The organism is Oceanirhabdus seepicola, from assembly GCF_023684385.1.
Taxonomy (GTDB): domain Bacteria; phylum Bacillota; class Clostridia; order Clostridiales; family Clostridiaceae; genus Oceanirhabdus; species Oceanirhabdus seepicola.
The window spans coordinates 47204-65398 of record NZ_JAGSOJ010000004.1; the positions used below are offsets into that span (position 1 = coordinate 47204).

Here is an 18195-nt window from a genome sequence, read left to right on the forward strand (position 1 = left end):
AAAATGTGATAGATTATTTATGACAGTTATTGTTATAATTATTAATAGAGATAAAACATAGGAGGTGTTAAGATGAGTTGGTCTTCTTTAGATAATGCTGCCAAGATGTATGCTTCCCTACCATCAACAAGAGTAACCACATTATTTAGGGTTTCATCTGCATTAAATTTTCATGTAGATAAAAATATTCTTCAAAAAGCCTTGAACTCAACATTAGAACGTTTTCCTTATTTTAATGTATCTTTAAAGACAGGATTATTCTGGAGTTATTTTGATAAAAGTAATGAAAAGCTATTAGTGGAGGAAGAAAAATTCTATCCATGCATGAACTTGAATGTAAAAAAACATCATTTTCCTTTTAGAGTTCTCTATTTCAATAACAGAATATCTCTTGAATTCACACATGCTTTGACAGATGGCACTGGTGCAATGATTTTTCTTCAATACCTACTCCAAGAATATTTAAAAATAAAAAACTTAATTCATAAAGACGTTTTAACTTATATTAATGATACTCCTACAAAAGGAGAGTTTGAGGATTCTTATAAAAAAAATTTTGATAGGAAGATTCCTACTAAACGAGTGAAAGTAAAAGCTTTTCATTTCCCTTTTAAACTCAGTGAAAAAGGTGTCTACCATATTGTAACAGGAATTTTACCCGTAAAAGATTTATTGATTAAATCCAAAGAATTTAACTGTTCATTAACTGAGTTGTTATGTGCTCTTTTTATTGACTCAATAATAGAGTTAATCGATAAAAATGGTTACAAAAAGAAACCTATAGCACTTAATATTCCGATTAATTTACGTTCAAAATTTTCGTCAAAAACCATGAACAATTTTTTTATTTCACTAACCCCTACAATCGATCCTAGATTAGGAGATTATACTTTAGAGGAAATAGTTGAATATATTCATAACTACATGAATCTAAATAACAACACAAAAGTTCTAAAACAATTGTTATGTAAAAATGTGCGTAGTGGAAATAATATATTTTTAAGAATAATTCCTTCCTTTATTAAAGATTTGATAATGCCATTTGTTCATAGTAGTTTTGGAGAAGCAAACTATACTTCGGGTTTTTCTAATATGGGACTTGTGAGACTTCCAATTGAAATGGAGCAACATATAGAAAGATTTGATGTTTATCCTCCTCCAAGCAGAGGAAACAAAATTAAAGTAACAGCTATAAGTTATAAAGATAACATACATATAACCTTTGGTAAGATGACATATAGAAAAGATCTTGAAGAAATATTTTTCTCAAAAATTCGAAAAATGAATATTCCTATAAAAATAGAAACAAATTACGTATAGATAAATTTTGTTTGTAAAACAACCTACAGGAGGTGTATATATGCCCTATTGTTCAAAATGCGGAGTGGAGACTGATTTCGGAGTGTATGAATGTCCGCTATGCAATTATCCTATTCCAAAAGATTTGGCTGATAAAAAAGAAAAAAAAATACTATTCCCAAAAGCTATAAATGTTCATTCTGAAAAGGTAGCAGAGAGAAAAAAAGGAGCTTTCTTCATAATCTCCACAACACTAATTTCAATAATGCTTCTACTATCATTTATAGATTATAGTTTATCCTATAATCTCACTTGGTCCAAATACAGCAGTATTTCAATGTTTTCAATTATTATTTATACATTTGTATTTTTAGGTTTTGGAAAAACATTTTTAATGTCATTAAACATTTGTTTCTTCAATACTCTAGCCATGCTGCTTATGTTCGACAGAGTAGACATAACAATGAGTTGGTCATTAATCTTTGGTTTACCTATAGTATTACTACTATATTTAACTATAATATTATCTTACTTTATTATTAAAAATCTACCATCAAAAGGAGTTAATATTGCTGGTATAGTACTGGGGGCAATCACAGTATTTTGTTTGATCCTAGATATTATAATCACATTTAATATATTTAACACCCCAAAGATAACATGGTCACTTGGAATATTGGCTTCAGTTGGCCCATTATCAATAGGCTTAATTCTACTTCATTATAAAATGCCTGAAAAAATGGAGATTTACTTAAAGAAAAAATTCCACCTGTAAAAAAAATCACGGCGAACCGTGATTTAAAACAAGTTGAGAGTGGTGAGTTGAGAATTGAGAACGATGGATGATTTTCACTTTGGTGAAAATCTACATCTTATTGTTCTTTAGAACAAGAGATTTATACTCATTTTCTCTTGGATAAAATATTGTATTTAAAATACAAGGTTTCATATAAATGAAACGAGTAAAATCCTATTGTTCCTTGGACAATAGGATTAAAATTTCTCGAAGAGAAATGTCAATCGTTCTCAACTCTCCATTCTCAACTCTCAACTACTCTTTTATATTTCATTACGCAACTTCAATTTCAGTTTCATGCTTATCCTTTAAGTATCCTCTGAAATGGAACGCCATCACAGCAGTTAATATTATTGTTAAGAAATCTGCTGTTGGTTGTATTAATGCTACTCCGGTAATTCCAAATATATTAGGTAAAATTAATGCTGCTGGTATTAAGAATATACCCTGTCTTGCAACAGAAAGTGCCAATGCTTGCTTGCCTTTACCCAAAGCTTGGAATAATACTGCATATACATTTTGAAATCCGAACAACGCAGTGAATAAACACATATATCTTAACATCATACTTCCAATTCTAATAACCTCTGGATCGGAACTAAATACTCCTACTACTGCTGGTGCAAATGCAATTAATAATACTGAAGAGATTGTACAGAAAATTGTTGTCACCTTCAATGAATATTTAATTGCCCTATTAAGCTTTTTATATTTCTTAGCCCCGTAATTATAACCTGCCAGTGGTTGGAATCCTTGACTATATCCAAATACAACATATATTACAATGGACATTATTCTCAAAGTTATTCCTACTGACGCTACTGCTGCTGTTCCATATGGATTTGCAGCATTATTTATAAGTCCCATTGATAAACTTGATAATGCTTGTCTTGCAAAAGTTGCAATTCCAATTTGCATTACCTGAGCGTATATTCTTTTACTGAATGTGAAATTCTTAAGTGTAATTTTAACCGTACTCTTTCCTTTAAGGTAATATGAAATAAGAAAGATAGTTGAGATACCCTGTCCTAACACAGTTGCCAGCGCTGCGCCTTTAACACCCATATCAAATACAAACATAAAGATTGGATCAAATACAATGTTTAATAAAGCTCCCATACTTATAGCTATCATACTATACTTAGGGCTTCCCTCTGCTCTTATCATATTGTTTAATGTCATATTTAATATAGTGAATGTTGCTCCTAAAATTAATATTCTACTGTAATCAAGAGCATAAACCATTACTTCATCTGAAGCACCAAATATTGTCAACAAATTATTCATAAATAGGAATCCAAAAACAGTGAAAAGCAACGCTACCACTATAGCTGTAAAGAATGTGGTTGACCCAGCCCTATTTGCCTCTTCCATATCTTGCTTACCCAACAACCTTGATATATATGATGCTGCTCCCACACCAAACATCTGACCCACTGCAGAAATCAATATAAATAAGGGAAATGCCACCGCAACAGCTGCCATAGCCTCTGAACTGTTTAACATTCCAACAAAATATGAATCTACTATATTGTAGATTGCTGATATCAACATTGCAATAATACCCGGTACCGCCAGTTTATTCAATGTTTTTTCTACATTTTCACTTTCAAATAATTGTCTTCTTTTGTCTTTACTTGCTTCCATTAAAATCCCTCCTACATATCACTTCATTACTTTAATTTTTTACCTTTCATATTCCTAAAACAACATTTTCTCCACCATAAAATCAATAAACTCTAAATTTTTCTCATGCTCTTCTGACTTTTCATTAATCAGAAGAAAACTGTTATAAATAAGCGTCATACTTACTCTTTCATTAAATTCTTTCGCTTCATCACTTATCTCTTCGCAAGCGTTTATTATATCAATCACTTTATAAAGTACCCGCTCTCTTAGCTTGTTAAATACTACACCCTGCTCTGAGGTTCCTTTAAACATTTCACGACCAAGCCCTCTTCTATCTATCACATCTTTATATATAGTGACTAATACTTCTTTTATCTTTTTTTTCCCAATTTCATTGCTATTAGATATTTTATCAACCTTTTCAAAAGTACTGTTCCAACTATCGGTTAATATTTTTCTATATAGTGTTTTTTTGTTTGGATAATAATTATATAATGTTCCAACGGCAATTCCTACATCCTTTGATATAGCTTTCATCTCAACCTTGTCGTATCCAAGTTTATAAAACAAGTTAAGTGCTGATTTATATATTTTCTCATCTAAATTTTTTATAATCTTTGGCATATATTTCCCCTCATCATTTTTAATGTATTATTAAAATGTTTTTTATGAATCAATGTTCATTTAAATACTATGTATTCATACTACACTCAATAAACACAAAAGTCAACTTAAATGAATAACAGTTCATAATAAATTCAAAAAATATTTTACTGCACTATTCACAATTAAAAACTACCTCCACAGATTACTCTGTATGAGGTAGTACATTATTTTATGTCTTAGTGATTGTTTTAAAAAAGCACACTACTTACTCCACTTCACTTTTTATGATATCCTGCAAATCAAAATCCTCAATAATTCCTTGGATTAAATCTTCTAGCGTACTCTTATCTATCTCATAAGAATTCTTTTTATTAGCTTTGGTTACCTTGAGTATCTTATATGTGCTCATAAGATTAATATGATATGACACGGTCGCCCCAGTAACCTCTAGCTCATTGATAATCTCATAAGCACTTATTTCAGGATTCTCAGCTATTAATTTAAGCATTTTATATTTAGTCTTATCACCTAATGTCTTCAGTATTCTTAATCTCTTTTCAAGTTCAAATTCTTTTCTCTCTTTCATCTTACTAAACATTTCTTCCACTTTATATCCCCAGTGTAATATCATTGTATCTTCAATTTCTCTAATCATGATCATATCACCACAAACATAGCTTAATGCAAGAACTCCAGTAGTATTTTGGGTATTTTCTTTATCAAAAAAATCATCAACTATACTATTCAAGAATTCGATTCCATCCTTTTCTAGCTTCTTTACGAACCCTTCCCGATATTCCCCTATTTCTTTTTCTCCTTGTATCCATAATTTATCGAACTCTGGTTTTATCTTCCTCATGAATTCCACATAGTCCTGGATGTATTTTACAGGGTCTTCAATTGCACAAAACATATTCCATTTCATACTTGGAGATATTGATGTATTTTTAACTGTTGATAACATGAAATCCTTATCCTTATGTTTTTCTTCCTCAACAGCACTATTAATCATATCCTTCTTACCAATCTTAAACATTAATATCTTCAATAAATTCTTTCTTATAGTATCCTCATCTTGGTCTAAAGCGCTATTAAGATATTCCTCAATGCTATTACTTTCAATTAATATATTCTGACCAATAATTAACGTTATCGGATTAAATTCTTGTGAATAGAATTGTTCTATAACTTCATAATGATTCTTCATCTTTTTCTGAATGTCTTTTGTTAAATCTTTACATTCATCAATTTCGATATCAATATCATCAAAAAATTGATTTCTTTCCAACTCATTATGAAATCTTCCCATGTAAGGATAGTAAATAAAATCCAAAATTTTTCCTAACTCATTATTAATTATAATTTTCATTTATATCAATCCTATCATTTTATTTTTTAAATTTATTCAAATTAATCATTTTTCACTACATACTGCAATTCAAAATCTCGAATGATGCCTTGAAGAAAATCTTTCAATGTGTTCTTATCAATCTCAAAAGAATTTTTCTTATTTGATTTATTTATCTTAAGTATCTTATATGACCTCAAAAGATTAATATGATATGATACTGTTGCCCCTGTAAGTTTTAGTTCATTTACAATATCATTTGCACATATTTGGGGATTGTCAGCTATAAGTTTAAGCGTTTTATACTTTGTCTTATCACCTAATGTTTTTACTATCCTTAATCTTTTTTCAAGTTCAAATTCTTTCCTCTCTTTGATTTTAATAAAAATCTCTTCTACTTTATATCCCCAATGTAGAATCATTTTATCATCTATCTCACTCATAGTTATTGACCCACCACCTATATAGCTTAATGCAACAACTACAGTAGTATTGTTCATGTTATCTATATCAAAAATCTCATCAGTTATATTGTTCAAAAATTCCATTCCATTTTTCTCAAGCTTCTTTGTAAATCCTGGCTCATATTCAACTAACTCTCTCTCTGCCTGTACCCATAATTCCTCGAAATCAGGTTTTAACATCTTCATGAAATCTACATACTCTTGGACATATTTAATTGGATTTTCAATTACACAATAAATATTCCACTTCATACTTGAGGATATTGAAGTTTCTTTAACTTTTGATATCATATAGTCCCTATCCATATGTTTATTTTCTCCAATTAAATCCTCAAAAATTTCTTTCTTACCAATAATACGAATTAATAATTCCAGTAGATTTTTTTTTAAAGTTTCCTCATCTAATTCTAAAGCTCCATTTAGATATTCCTCAATGCTATGGCTTTCTAATAATAAATCTTTCCCAATAAGATTTACAATTGGGTTAAATCCCATAGAATAAAATTTATCAATAACTTCAAAATAATTCATCATCTTTTTATTTAAATCTTCTAATATATCTTCATATCCCCCTACTTCAATATCTAGCTCATCAAAAGTCTGATTTTTTTCTAACTCTTCATAAAATCTTCCACAATAAGGGTAATTAATAAAATCTAAAATTTTTCCTAATTTTCTATCAATTATAATTTCCATGTACTCAATCCACCTTTTCGTAATTTTAGATTCTTTTTAAATTTTTAAAAATCCATATCTTAAGTTTTATCTAATTACATTATATAATTAGATAAAATTCTAAGTCAATAATATTCTCTTATTTTTTAACAAATATAATATATTTTGGAGACCACACTTTGCTTCTCTCATATTTTAGAAAAACCACCTTAAAGGGGGAACCAAAAGGTAGTTCTTCTATAATCTATTACATTTTCTTAATTTCTTTTTTCCTAGACATTGAAACTGTTAATATGAACATGATGGTACCTGCAGTTATTGGAGTTATAAATACTGGTAAGTATTCCATCATTATTCCTGATAATAAGAATGCAACTGGCATTGCTACAGTGGCTAACATTCCTATTACCCCAAATATTCTTCCCCTCTTATCTGCTGGTATCATCTTCTGAAGGGTAACATTTATCGGAATATTAAATGTTGTAGTTGCTATAGAAGCAGCTGAATATATTGTTATGAATATTATGAAATATCCTGTCATAGATAATTGAAGGAACTCCGGTATAATAAGCACTCCCATACTTATTACACATACACTAGTTACACATAGGCCAAAAATAAGTTTTCTGTACACACTCTTAGCTTCTGGTAAAAGAGATATAATCATGGCAGTAACTAATGCAGCCGCAGGGAAAGCCATATTTATTATTCCAATAACCTTTGGATCAAAACCAATAACATTCATCATAATATAATTTCCTGGTACTCCTATTCCCATTCCACACAAGAAATTAATTGCGATAATATAGGTCATAAAAGTTCCTAACCATTTCTCTCTTTTTAGATATTTTATTCCTTCTAGAAAATTTACCCAATACTCAATCAAAGTACTTTTTACTGATTTTTTTTCTTCTTGTTTATTATTTCCCTTAGATTCATCAACTTCATTAAAACTATTTTCCTGATGCACTTCTTCATTTATACTGTCTTCATTAAAACACTCTTCATTTATCATTTCTTCAACATTAAAATTCAAGAATATCTCTGAAATTCCTGATAATATGAATGATACTCCATTTACCAACAAGAATAATCTTATATCTATCAATGCAAATACGATTCCTCCAATAAATGGACCAGATATTCTCGTTATTGATGAAACTGCCTCATTCCACGAATTTATCTTAGTTAATTTTTCCTTGTTTATCAAACTAGGAATAGCAGCTGTCATAGGTGTGTCAAAGAACACAGTACAGATCGCAAGTAAAAAGGTAGCTGTATAAATATAGCTTATTTGAAGACCATTTATCATGGAAACTCCAAATAATATCAAAATCACAATTCCACTTAAAATATCCATTGAAACAATCATCTTTTTCTTATCTACCTTATCTGCAATAACCCCTGAAATAGGTGCAAATAAAACCTGTGGCAGTATTACTAATACCAGATTTATTGAAAAACTCATGCTTGATCCAGTCTTAGATAAAATATACATACTCATAGCAAAAGAATAAATATTTGATCCAAAAAGTGATACTAATCTCCCCATGAGCATTATAACTATATTAATGTTAACAACATTATTCAACTTCTTATCTATACTATTATTTCTTAACACATTAGCTTCCATTTTTAACTCTCCCTTAATCACTAATTTTATAATAGCCCTCATATCCCCAATTGTATGCTTACTACTACCTTATTTTTTATATCTTACTACTTTCGCAAAACCATCATTTAGACTGCCAAAATTATCATATATAATTTCTATAACTTCTCTTTGACCATTTTCATCATATCTTAATAAATAATCTATATTATTTTTATTTTCTTGCTTTTTATTAAATTTAAATTTCATTTAATTCACTCCTAATTTATTTTTAATTTTTAATAAATTTAGATACTGATCTTATCTTAAATCTTATTGTATACATTTAAATAATAATAATAAAAACTACCATCATTTCTAAATTCTTTTTCACATTCTGCAGCATATTCTAGTCTATTATCTGTAGTATTTTTAAATTTTGATTTCTTTTTAAATCTAAATTTCATTTTATTCACTCCTAATAATATTTTTCTATAAAAACTCTTAACTAACTTTATATTTTTAGAAGTTCATCTAATATAAAGTTGATAATCTTTGAAATCTTACATCCACATTTTACACTTGTTGTTCAAACTAGTATTGTGTGTATCTCCATAGAGGTCTTTTGGCATATCAATTTTGTTATCTAATATAACTAGCTCTTTATTTTTTGAAATATTCTTCTTAAATCTTAATTTCATTTAAACCACCTCTTGTTTTAGAAATATTAATGAGATACTTTTAATTTGTTATCTCAATCTAATTATATTATATGCTTAGATATCCATCTAAGTCAATACTTTTTTTGATTATTTTTACAATTTTATGAAGTTTTTTTATTTTTATCTAAAAATACATTCATAGGACAACCTCCTTCTAAAATCTTTTGTTCATTTTCAAAAACAATTAGGCACTTTGAAATAAATAACTTGTCAAAGGAAATTCATTCCGCACATCCACTTAAATTTTTGAACAAAAAAAAAGAATCTATAACATAGATTCTGAGTTTGTTGACAAAGTTACAATATATTCTTTTCACTCTGTTTTCTGTCTTTATAACTTCCGTTCCTATTCATCTTTATTTTTATAAATAAAGAATATTATAAAATGCAACAATATTAATACTCCGAAAACAGAAGCTGCAACATACTTTATATTATCTGGTAACATGATAACTGCTGAAATCAGTGAAATTAAATATAAAACTATTAGTGCTATCATGAAGTGAATTTTTCCCTGACCTATTTTCATCAATAACACAATATGAAATATAAGTGTAATAACTTCTCTTATATAGTTTATTGATGTATATACTGTTGGAACCCCTCCAAAATAATTAGCAATTATTAAGATATTCATTAATAATACAGCAAATAATAATCCTCTACTTTTAGAATATGGATTTACCCATACTTTTCTTGTACTAATCAGTTTTCTACCTGCTATTCGCTCTCCCCAAGTCATAAATCCTACTTTATCAGCCATAACTATACCATAAAACATTACTATCACCAGCGTTAAAACTAATATTATGATACCATTTTGTTTGTAAAAAAAGTCCTTACCTACTATTTCTTCGCCCATAAATGTATTTATCAAAGACAATAATCCTAAATATATCGAATAAACAATAACAAAATTAACTATACCTGAAACAATTCCATGGGGCTTTGATTCCTCGTATTTGAACACTCTTCTACTTCCTCTACCTATACCGTACACGTTTTTCCTCCTAAATTGTTTATATTAAAACAAAGAAATTCTTTGTTTACCATAGCATCATTTTTGTTCCTTACTATTAATTCTATAATCTTTTTCTCATCATTTCAATTATTATTATCTTAACCTTATAACATAGCTCTCTTTTCTATCTTTTTATTGCTTCCAAAGTATATGCCGGAACTTCCATGCCACCCATTTCTATAAAAATATCACCCTAACAATAGGATGATATTTCTATTTTAACATATTTTTATCACTAATTAGCTATCTCTTTTATTCCTTTAATTATTATCTTAGGATTATCCAGATTAATCATGTGACCACACTTCTCAGCTATTATAATTTCACTTTTAGTGGAAATCTCAGCTATTTCAGTTACAAGCTCATCCCATAAATCTTCAAATACTTGAGCTTCTTCTTGAGGAATACCTGAATCTAGATGTTTCTTAATGGCATCTTCCTTATCTCTAATGAATACCTTAAAAGGAATTTGGAATTGATCCTTCATATCTTCAATTTCAAATAATCTCGTATCCCAAGTATTAATCTCACTTAAAAGCACTTTATAGAGTTTAGGATTAGAGTAAAATCCCTTAATTTCCATCTGTTCCTCTTTAGTTAATTTAATTGCCCATTCTTCTAGTTTATAATTCACTTCTTGTTCTAAGTCATCTGGGCTTAAATCACCATATCTTTCCCATGTTTTTTTAAAATCATCGTCACTATTATCCTCATCAATTGTTGGTATATGAATTTCATTAAACCTAGATCTATTTATAGACGCTGGATCTACTAAAACACAACCTTTTATCTTAAACTCATTACCAAATAATTTTAAGAAATGTTGTATAATTAACCCTCCATATGAATGTCCAACAAGGATAATATTTTCCTTCACTCCAAATTCATTTAAAAGAACTTTAAGATCTTCTGCACTATTCTCAGTAGACACACTCTTATTAATAAGCTCACTATTTCCTAATCCTTCTCTATGAACAATTATTACATCATCATTTCCACTGATTTTCTCCCCAATATAATCCCATTCATAAACTGTATCCATCATACCTGGAAGTATAATTATAGTATTTTCCCCTTCATTTTTTTCTTCTCTAGCATTCCTAATTAAACACTCAATATTCTTTCCATTTACTTTTATAAACTTCACTTGTTTATCCCCTCTACTCATCCTAACCCCTCCTAAAATTTATTATTATATTGTCGCTATTGCTCTAACTGGTGCTCCATCACTATTCTCGAATTTTAGTGGAAGACACATAAAGGTAAATATTTTTTCTTCTATATTATTCAAGTTTGCAATATTTTCGATTATCACAATATCATCCTTAAGTAGTTCATGATGGTTTTCAAATTTATTAGAACCCATAGAATCTACAGAAATGGTATCAACCCCAATTCCTTTAATATTTTTAAATTTATTCTTTATCCACTTCACAGCTTCTAATGATAATGTAGGGAAATCCTCAAAGTATTTTTCACTACCCCAGTGTTTTCCCCATCCTGTGTGTAAAACTACGAATTCAATGCAATCAAATTCTTTACTGAATTTGTTGGTATTGAAATACTCTATAACTTCTTCTTTAGTTATTTTGCCACATTCTTTTTTCATTCTTATCAAAGTTGCTTTTCCAATAAACTTACTGCTATCAAACTCCTCAAGATGTTTTCCTCCCTGTACCATATGCGCTGGAGAATCCATATGAGTTCCTGTATGAGAATACATAGTGATCTTCTTCTCCTCAAATCCATCCTTTTCAATAGTATTTGCCTCATGAATAATAGGTTTCTCTGTTCCTGGATAAACTGCCATTTCCTCATGAATTGTATAAGTTAGGTCGTATACCTTTTTTTTCATTTCTATCCCCACCCTTTGTAAAATAAAAGCACGCTCTGCGTGCACTGTCCACTATGTTTTCTATATATTATATTATCTTCAATCCCATTATAACTGCTTCATAATCTTTTCCTCTTATGTTCCAAACTGTTTCAGCCTCAGCTACAAATCCCACTCTCTTGTATAACTTTATTGCTCTCTCATTAAATTTAACTACACCTAAATGTAACGTTTCATGGTTATAATTATTTTTAGCATATTCTATAATATCTCTAATAACGCTTTCTCCTAAACCTTTGCCTGTTAGTTCAGGTTTTAATTGAACACCAAAAACAAAATCTTCATCAATGATTTCATATTCACAATTACCAATTAATTTACCATCTCTATCGTAAATTGAGAATAAATCTTCCTTATTTACTGATTCAAGATAATATTCTATTTTTTCTTTCTGAATATCATTATCATAGAAAGAATATATCCCGTCAAACTTCCATGTTATAAATTCCTTAACATCTTCTTCTGTTCTTAATCTAAAATCATATTTCATCTTTAATTCCCCCCTTGTTCTGTCATTTACAGTATTCATCCCCATGAATTGTCTATCCATTCTACTCATAGCTGATTCTTTTATATTTTACCATAAAATGCATATTATTTTCTAATCTCTTCTATAATCCCCTTTATATTATCATCCAAATGTTCTTTTCTTTTTGTTCCAATCATAGCTGCATAAATACCTTCAGTATCAATCACATATTTAACTAATTCACTTCCTGTAAATTTTTCTTTCTCAAATTCAAACTGATTTAATGGTGCACTTACTGTAACCTTAACCCCTAGTCTTTGTGCTAATTCTATTGTTGTGATCTTTTCTCCATCAACCTCTTGATTCTTTAAGGTTGTAGCCTCTCTCATAACCTTGTTATATGGTAACTGAATAAATCTGAAGTGGTGATTTTGTCCACCTACTTCTTTTGCTATGTCATACACCTTGTTTAGAGAAATATATCTTGCCCCTTTGGTCCCTTCTCTAAAACACCACCATGTTGCCATGCCATAATTCCGAATATTCCCCTTCTTAACTTGCTCTTCAAGTGCAGCGAATACCTCTTTAATTCCATCATAGAATTTTTCTTCTCCTAACACTTCACGAGAAATTCCTGGTTCGTGAACATATAATATGTCAATTGTCTCTATTCCCATGTTCTTTTTACTCTGTTCAATACAGTATTCATATAAATTTGGATTCAATGAACATCTATAACCATCTATAATATTCACATCTTCCTTCTTTAATAATCCATTTTTTATGAATATCTCATCTAGATAATCTAGTGGCTTTAAGGGTATATCTATATCTCCTGGAAGCATTCCCGCCTTTGTTGATATCACCACTTCTTCTCTTTTTAAAACCTTTTCTTTATTTATTAGCTTGTCTAATACTTTCCCAATATCACGCTCTGATTTCATTCCTCTATAATTTACTGCAGTATCTATAAAGTTCACCTTTTTCCTAAGTGCATGTTCAATACACTCCTGAAACAACATAGAATGCTCCTCTGAAAAATCTCCTAGATGTGTCCCTACAGCTACAGGTAAAGTGTAGAACTCACCACTGTTTCTTAATTTATCTCTCTGTATATTCCTCTTATCAAAATAACCTTTTGTCCCCTTAACAGTTGCACATCCCTTTATCATTTACATCCCCCCCCATATTCAAATTAAATATCTTTCTACTATATTTAATGCATTTAAATACTTATGAATTATTTTACAGTTTTTCCACAACAATTATAAGGCTTATTCTTTTTCCATATATATGCTATAATATAAGTATAGAGAGTATAAAAACTGTGGCTAACTTATTTAGTCACAGTTTTCTTTATTTCTCCCTTTATTTCTTTCTAATATAATACATTCTATTGATCATATCATGTGCTTCATAATAAACTTCTTTTCTTTCTTCAATAATAAATTTTTCATCTAGAATCATGTCTAATTTTTCTTCAGTAATATTCCATAAGTATAACCCAGAGGTTTCCTTATAGAATTCTTCTTCAAGCTCTTCAAATTTCCACTCTTTTATTTTATTATCTTCAATATAAGGATTGATTTTTAATAAAAGTTTTCCACTAGGTTTTAAGATTCTTGCAACTTCATCTAATACCCTCAAAGAGTCTTTTGGAATCATATTATCTATAATATTGGATAGTATCACTCCATTAAATTCACAATCCTGAAATTTTTCTAAAGCTTCTACTCCTCCAATTTCAAAAGAAGCCTTATCCTGCAAATGATATTCTTTAACCACATTAATAGCTTGTTTTATAGCATTTTCACAAATATCTATGCCATGAATTCTATCTACCCCATATGCAAGTGCCCTTTGTATCATTGCTCCATTTCCACATCCATAATCAAGAAGTTTTCCATTTTCAGATGAAATCCATTCTATTCCTTTTTCTAAATCTATTACTCCTGTATCTTTTCTATAATCTCTCCCTTTTGATAATTCATCTTTAGGCTCAAAAGTTTTTTGCCAAAACTCAATGGTATCCTTATATCCTTCTTTCATATAAATCCCCCTGACATTTTTTTATTCATTTACAATTATAAGGGAATATAGGTGTCTATTCAAAAAAAAAATTCATAATATATAAATTAAACCAGTATTAATTAATCACTTTTAGTGTTATAATGAGTTGTTTGCTAAAATAAAATTATTATCTTCTTTAATATAAAGAAGAATAATGTTTGGAAATTGCATAATATAGTGCGCCAATTTGTGAACTATATTTACAATAGTCCCATTGAATTTTATATTTTTTTATAGATACTAATTAATCTATTAAGTATATAGGAATTGAATAACTTCAGTATAACTTGTCTATAATTATATTTATATGATGTATAAATTTCCGTTAACCAGTCAAAATGCAATTTCCATTAGCTTAAAAAATTTAAACTAAAGGAATGATTAAACGTATGAATGAATTATTATTTGAAAATCTTAACTGCTCTGAGGAAATATTAAAGGCGGTTAAAGATTTGGGCTTCGAGAAAGCTACACCGATTCAAAGTCAAACAATCCCTCTAATATTAGAAGGAAAGGATGTAGTAGGTCAGGCTCAAACTGGAACTGGAAAAACTGCTGCATTTGGAATACCAGCTCTTGATCTAGTTTCTGTTGAAAAGAACAAACCACAAGCTTTAATTTTATGTCCTACAAGAGAGCTTGCTCTTCAGGTTTCTGAAGAACTTTATAAAATAGGTAAATATAAGCGTGGTTTAAAAATTCAATCTGTTTTTGGTGGTCAGTCTATTGATAGACAAATCAGTGCTTTAAGAAAAGGTGTTCACATGATAGTTGGAACTCCTGGAAGAGTTATGGACCATATCAGAAGAAGAACTTTAAAACTTGATGATCTTAAAATGTTAATTCTTGATGAAGCTGATGAAATGCTTAACATGGGATTCAGAGAAGATATCGAAGAAATTATGTCTTTTATTGAAACTGAAGAAAGACAGACTTTATTATTCTCTGCTACAATGCCTAGACCTATCTTAAACATCATCAACAAATATCAGAAAAATCCTGAGATTATTAAGATTACTAGAACTAAATTATCTACTCCTAACATATCTCAAAAGTATGTTGAAGTTAGAGAGAGTGAAAAGTTCGAAGCATTATCTAGACTTATAGATATTCGTGTTCCAAAGTTATCAATTGTTTTCTGTAATACAAAGAGAAAAGTTGATGAGGTAACTGCTCAACTTCAGACACGTGGATATAGTGCTGATAAAATACATGGTGATATGAAACAAACACTTAGATTGAGTGTTATTAATAAATTCAAAGAAGGAACTGTTAAGATTCTAGTTGCAACTGATGTTGCTGCAAGAGGACTTGATATTGATGATGTTGATTACGTATTCAACTATGATGTTCCTGAGCATGAGGAATATTATGTTCATAGAATAGGAAGAACTGGAAGAGCAGGTAGAGAGGGTACTGCATACTCATTCGTAACTGCAAGAACTTTCTTCAGACTAAGAGATATTATGAAATACACTAAGAACACTGTAGAAAAAGATTCTGTACCTACAGTAAAAGACATAGAAGAAAAGAAGACTGCTGCTTTCGTTGATGAACTTAAATCAATTATTGACGCAGGTAAGATAGGTAAATATGTGAATATGGTTGAAAAATTCCAAGAAGAAGGTCTTGACCCTGTACAAATAGCTGCAGCTCTTCTAAAAAAAGAACTTCACATGCCTGAGTTAAAAGATATTAAAGGTGTTAAACCTGTTAAATATGGTGATACAGGAGCAAGTTCTGGAATGGTTAGAATGTTCCTTAACATAGGTAAGAAACATAGAGTTCGTCCTGGGGACATCGTTGGTTCTATAACTGACAATAGCTCTATCAGCGGATCTCTTATAGGAGATATTGATATTCTTGAAGCATTCTCATTCGTTGAAATACCAGAGCAACATGCTCACGCTGTTCTTCTTTCAATGAAAAACAACAAAATCAAAGGTATTAACGTAGTGATGGAACCTGCTAAAGGTAAAACTAGCCGTTCAAACCGTTCTAGTCGTCCATCTAATAATAGAGGACCAAGAGGACCAAGAGCTCCAAGAACTGAAAGACTTAACTAAGAATATACTATTTTATATAAAAAGCATGAGAATTTATTCTCATGCTTTTTTATTTAAACTTATGTTTACTTCACTCTTCTATAATCACTTATATGTCCTGTCCAATATTTCCTTATCTCTTTCATAACACTCGTTCTATACCTTTCCAATCTATTAATCTAAATCTTTTCATTTTTACTTCTCCATAAATTGCTTATAATAAACCTTATATAATCACCCTATATATTTGATTTTACATTCTTTAGTGAGATATTCTAACAGTGTTTGTTTTTTATGATTTAAATAATTTGTACTTATTTCTATACTTTTATTATCATCATAAAAAATATAAATACTTCCTTTTCTATAATTTTTAAAAAATATTATTTTTAAATCTATTATTGATTTTTTAACATACTTTATTTTCTTAATACTTATTTCTTTTGTTGAAAACATGTTATTTATATACAGAATTTTATTTTCAATTTTATAACCCCCTCTATCAATTAAAACACTTAGATTGGAAGCAAATAAAAATACTACTATCACTTTAAAATCTAACTTCATGAAATAATTACTCAATATAACCACTGATGAAAATATCAAACATGTTCTTATTCTATATTTTAATTTGTATTCAAATATCATCGTTACATCCCCTTATTTCCCCATATATTTTTTTATTCTGTATATCTATTTAATTTCTTTTATCTACCACATAAAAACTCACCCAATCTTCTTCATCTGATTTTATTAATTTTCTAATGAAATTTTAATCTTTCACTAATTTCCATCTAATACACGTCTCCTATAATATAATTAATCAATCAATTAAATGAAGTTTATTTAATATAAACACGAACGTAGAGTTCATGACTTTATACTCTAAATTCTACGTTCAAACTTCGAACATTATATCTATTAATCATAAATAAAAAATATTGATAAACTACTTCAACTAATAATTTATACATGTCCATAACTCATTAAAACTTTGAGATTTTGGAACAAGTATAAATGAAGTTTCAGTAAAGTTTATCAATTAATTAAAATTTTAGGAGGCTATATTATGAAAATAACATTAGAACAAATCGATTTATTAAGAAAGAGAGCTAACGTAAGTTATTCAGAAGCAAAGGAAGCACTAGAAATAAATGATGGTGATATCGTTAATGCATTAGCTTATTTAGAACAACAAAAGAAAATAAAAGGAAAGCCATTCCAAGACAGTACAACAAATTTAGTTGATACTATTAAAAAGCTTATCCAAAAAGGATTTGAGATCAGATTACTTGTAAGTAAAGAAGATAGAATGAAGTTAGATATTTCACTTAACTTATTAATACTAGCACTTATAGTTGCAACACCAATAACACTGATTGCAACAGCATTATCACTATTAACTAAGCATACTTTAAGATTTTCAAGACGAGGAAATGAAGATTTTACAATAAATAAAACAATAACAAAAATAAGTGATACCATTAACTCTTCATTAGATGGCACGCACCAATAATCATCTCATTAGATACAGAGTAATTAAAGTGTTCTCTTGATAATGATATA

The 18195-nt window shown here is 29.1% G+C and carries 19 protein-coding genes; 4 read left to right on the top strand and 15 right to left on the bottom strand.

Annotated features, from left to right (window positions below; genetic code table 11):
* Positions 1 to 72: 72 nt before the first annotated feature.
* Both KDK92_RS17205 and KDK92_RS17210 read left to right on the top strand, forming a co-directional pair.
* Positions 73 to 1320: a hypothetical protein gene (locus KDK92_RS17205; protein WP_250860596.1), complete on the top strand. Its 1248-nt coding sequence runs from the start codon at positions 73 to 75 to the stop codon at positions 1318 to 1320.
* A gap of 40 nt (positions 1321 to 1360) precedes the next feature.
* On the top strand, positions 1361 to 2074 hold the full coding sequence (locus tag KDK92_RS17210; RefSeq protein ID WP_250860597.1) for a DUF6320 domain-containing protein: 714 nt from the start codon (positions 1361 to 1363) through the stop codon (positions 2072 to 2074).
* Between the two features lie 294 nt (positions 2075 to 2368).
* Here KDK92_RS17210 and KDK92_RS17215 read toward each other — a convergent pair whose 3' ends face one another.
* The 14 genes from KDK92_RS17215 to KDK92_RS17280 all read right to left on the bottom strand — a co-directional run bounded on the left by KDK92_RS17215 (position 2369) and on the right by KDK92_RS17280 (position 14563).
* On the bottom strand, positions 2369 to 3742 hold the full coding sequence (locus KDK92_RS17215; protein WP_250860598.1) for an MATE family efflux transporter: 1374 nt from the start codon (positions 3740 to 3742) through the stop codon (positions 2369 to 2371).
* Positions 3743 to 3796: 54 nt separating this feature from the next.
* Positions 3797 to 4348 carry a TetR/AcrR family transcriptional regulator gene (locus KDK92_RS17220; RefSeq protein WP_250860599.1) on the bottom strand — a complete coding sequence of 184 codons (552 nt, stop codon included), beginning with the start codon at positions 4346 to 4348 and terminating at the stop codon, positions 3797 to 3799.
* Positions 4349 to 4595: 247 nt separating this feature from the next.
* A complete protein-coding gene (locus KDK92_RS17225; protein WP_250860600.1) occupies positions 4596 to 5699 on the bottom strand; it encodes an ArsR/SmtB family transcription factor in 1104 nt (367 codons plus the stop codon).
* Positions 5700 to 5740: 41 nt separating this feature from the next.
* Positions 5741 to 6838 carry an ArsR/SmtB family transcription factor gene (locus KDK92_RS17230; RefSeq protein WP_250860601.1) on the bottom strand — a complete coding sequence of 366 codons (1098 nt, stop codon included), beginning with the start codon at positions 6836 to 6838 and terminating at the stop codon, positions 5741 to 5743.
* A 226-nt stretch (positions 6839 to 7064) separates the two neighbouring features.
* On the bottom strand, positions 7065 to 8450 hold the full coding sequence (locus KDK92_RS17235) for an MFS transporter (protein WP_250860602.1): 1386 nt from the start codon (positions 8448 to 8450) through the stop codon (positions 7065 to 7067).
* Between the two features lie 69 nt (positions 8451 to 8519).
* Positions 8520 to 8678: a hypothetical protein gene (locus KDK92_RS17240; RefSeq protein ID WP_250860603.1), complete on the bottom strand. Its 159-nt coding sequence runs from the start codon at positions 8676 to 8678 to the stop codon at positions 8520 to 8522.
* 56 nt (positions 8679 to 8734) lie between these two features.
* Positions 8735 to 8875: a hypothetical protein gene (locus KDK92_RS17245; protein ID WP_250860604.1), complete on the bottom strand. Its 141-nt coding sequence runs from the start codon at positions 8873 to 8875 to the stop codon at positions 8735 to 8737.
* A gap of 96 nt (positions 8876 to 8971) precedes the next feature.
* Complete coding sequence (locus tag KDK92_RS17250) at positions 8972 to 9109, bottom strand: hypothetical protein (RefSeq protein ID WP_250860605.1); 138 nt, start codon at positions 9107 to 9109, stop codon at positions 8972 to 8974.
* 367 nt (positions 9110 to 9476) lie between these two features.
* On the bottom strand, positions 9477 to 10130 hold the full coding sequence (locus KDK92_RS17255; RefSeq protein WP_250860606.1) for a hypothetical protein: 654 nt from the start codon (positions 10128 to 10130) through the stop codon (positions 9477 to 9479).
* 256 nt (positions 10131 to 10386) lie between these two features.
* A complete protein-coding gene (locus tag KDK92_RS17260; protein WP_250860607.1) occupies positions 10387 to 11319 on the bottom strand; it encodes an alpha/beta hydrolase in 933 nt (310 codons plus the stop codon).
* Between the two features lie 24 nt (positions 11320 to 11343).
* The gene (locus KDK92_RS17265; protein WP_250860608.1) at positions 11344 to 12006 is read right to left on the bottom strand and encodes a cyclase family protein; all 663 of its coding nucleotides are present in this window, start codon (positions 12004 to 12006) and stop codon (positions 11344 to 11346) included.
* A gap of 67 nt (positions 12007 to 12073) precedes the next feature.
* Complete coding sequence (locus KDK92_RS17270; protein WP_250860609.1) at positions 12074 to 12604, bottom strand: GNAT family N-acetyltransferase; 531 nt, start codon at positions 12602 to 12604, stop codon at positions 12074 to 12076.
* Positions 12605 to 12639: 35 nt separating this feature from the next.
* Positions 12640 to 13686, bottom strand: a complete 1047-nt coding sequence (locus KDK92_RS17275; RefSeq protein WP_250860610.1) for an aldo/keto reductase — start codon at positions 13684 to 13686, stop codon at positions 12640 to 12642.
* Between the two features lie 196 nt (positions 13687 to 13882).
* Positions 13883 to 14563 carry a class I SAM-dependent methyltransferase gene (locus KDK92_RS17280; protein WP_250860611.1) on the bottom strand — a complete coding sequence of 227 codons (681 nt, stop codon included), beginning with the start codon at positions 14561 to 14563 and terminating at the stop codon, positions 13883 to 13885.
* Between the two features lie 398 nt (positions 14564 to 14961).
* Between KDK92_RS17280 and KDK92_RS17285 the strand changes: the two genes are divergently transcribed.
* Positions 14962 to 16650 carry a DEAD/DEAH box helicase gene (locus tag KDK92_RS17285; protein WP_338115278.1) on the top strand — a complete coding sequence of 563 codons (1689 nt, stop codon included), beginning with the start codon at positions 14962 to 14964 and terminating at the stop codon, positions 16648 to 16650.
* A 213-nt stretch (positions 16651 to 16863) separates the two neighbouring features.
* On the opposite strand, the gene KDK92_RS17290 is transcribed toward KDK92_RS17285, so the two are convergent.
* Positions 16864 to 17277 carry a hypothetical protein gene (locus tag KDK92_RS17290; protein WP_250860612.1) on the bottom strand — a complete coding sequence of 138 codons (414 nt, stop codon included), beginning with the start codon at positions 17275 to 17277 and terminating at the stop codon, positions 16864 to 16866.
* Positions 17278 to 17698: 421 nt separating this feature from the next.
* Between KDK92_RS17290 and KDK92_RS17295 the strand changes: the two genes are divergently transcribed.
* Positions 17699 to 18145: a DUF4342 domain-containing protein gene (locus KDK92_RS17295; RefSeq protein ID WP_250860613.1), complete on the top strand. Its 447-nt coding sequence runs from the start codon at positions 17699 to 17701 to the stop codon at positions 18143 to 18145.
* Positions 18146 to 18195: the final 50 nt, after the last annotated feature.

What these genes read in the sequence shown, in the direction of transcription:
- KDK92_RS17285 (WP_338115278.1), top strand. Translation starts at nt 14,962, where the DNA reads ATGATTAAACGTATGAATGAATTATTATTTGAAAATCTTAACTGCTCT.
- KDK92_RS17230 (WP_250860601.1), bottom strand. Translation starts at nt 6,838, where the DNA reads ATGGAAATTATAATTGATAGAAAATTAGGAAAAATTTTAGATTTTATT.
- KDK92_RS17220 (WP_250860599.1), bottom strand. Translation starts at nt 4,348, where the DNA reads ATGCCAAAGATTATAAAAAATTTAGATGAGAAAATATATAAATCAGCA.
- KDK92_RS17210 (WP_250860597.1), top strand. Translation starts at nt 1,361, where the DNA reads ATGCCCTATTGTTCAAAATGCGGAGTGGAGACTGATTTCGGAGTGTAT.
- KDK92_RS17235 (WP_250860602.1), bottom strand. Translation starts at nt 8,450, where the DNA reads ATGGAAGCTAATGTGTTAAGAAATAATAGTATAGATAAGAAGTTGAAT.
- KDK92_RS17270 (WP_250860609.1), bottom strand. Translation starts at nt 12,604, where the DNA reads ATGAGTAGAATGGATAGACAATTCATGGGGATGAATACTGTAAATGAC.
- KDK92_RS17265 (WP_250860608.1), bottom strand. Translation starts at nt 12,006, where the DNA reads ATGAAAAAAAAGGTATACGACCTAACTTATACAATTCATGAGGAAATG.
- KDK92_RS17275 (WP_250860610.1), bottom strand. Translation starts at nt 13,686, where the DNA reads ATGATAAAGGGATGTGCAACTGTTAAGGGGACAAAAGGTTATTTTGAT.
- KDK92_RS17295 (WP_250860613.1), top strand. Translation starts at nt 17,699, where the DNA reads ATGAAAATAACATTAGAACAAATCGATTTATTAAGAAAGAGAGCTAAC.
- KDK92_RS17250 (WP_250860605.1), bottom strand. Translation starts at nt 9,109, where the DNA reads ATGAAATTAAGATTTAAGAAGAATATTTCAAAAAATAAAGAGCTAGTT.
- KDK92_RS17290 (WP_250860612.1), bottom strand. Translation starts at nt 17,277, where the DNA reads ATGATATTTGAATACAAATTAAAATATAGAATAAGAACATGTTTGATA.
- KDK92_RS17225 (WP_250860600.1), bottom strand. Translation starts at nt 5,699, where the DNA reads ATGAAAATTATAATTAATAATGAGTTAGGAAAAATTTTGGATTTTATT.
- KDK92_RS17215 (WP_250860598.1), bottom strand. Translation starts at nt 3,742, where the DNA reads ATGGAAGCAAGTAAAGACAAAAGAAGACAATTATTTGAAAGTGAAAAT.
- KDK92_RS17260 (WP_250860607.1), bottom strand. Translation starts at nt 11,319, where the DNA reads ATGAGTAGAGGGGATAAACAAGTGAAGTTTATAAAAGTAAATGGAAAG.
- KDK92_RS17245 (WP_250860604.1), bottom strand. Translation starts at nt 8,875, where the DNA reads ATGAAATTTAGATTTAAAAAGAAATCAAAATTTAAAAATACTACAGAT.
- KDK92_RS17240 (WP_250860603.1), bottom strand. Translation starts at nt 8,678, where the DNA reads ATGAAATTTAAATTTAATAAAAAGCAAGAAAATAAAAATAATATAGAT.
- KDK92_RS17280 (WP_250860611.1), bottom strand. Translation starts at nt 14,563, where the DNA reads ATGAAAGAAGGATATAAGGATACCATTGAGTTTTGGCAAAAAACTTTT.
- KDK92_RS17205 (WP_250860596.1), top strand. Translation starts at nt 73, where the DNA reads ATGAGTTGGTCTTCTTTAGATAATGCTGCCAAGATGTATGCTTCCCTA.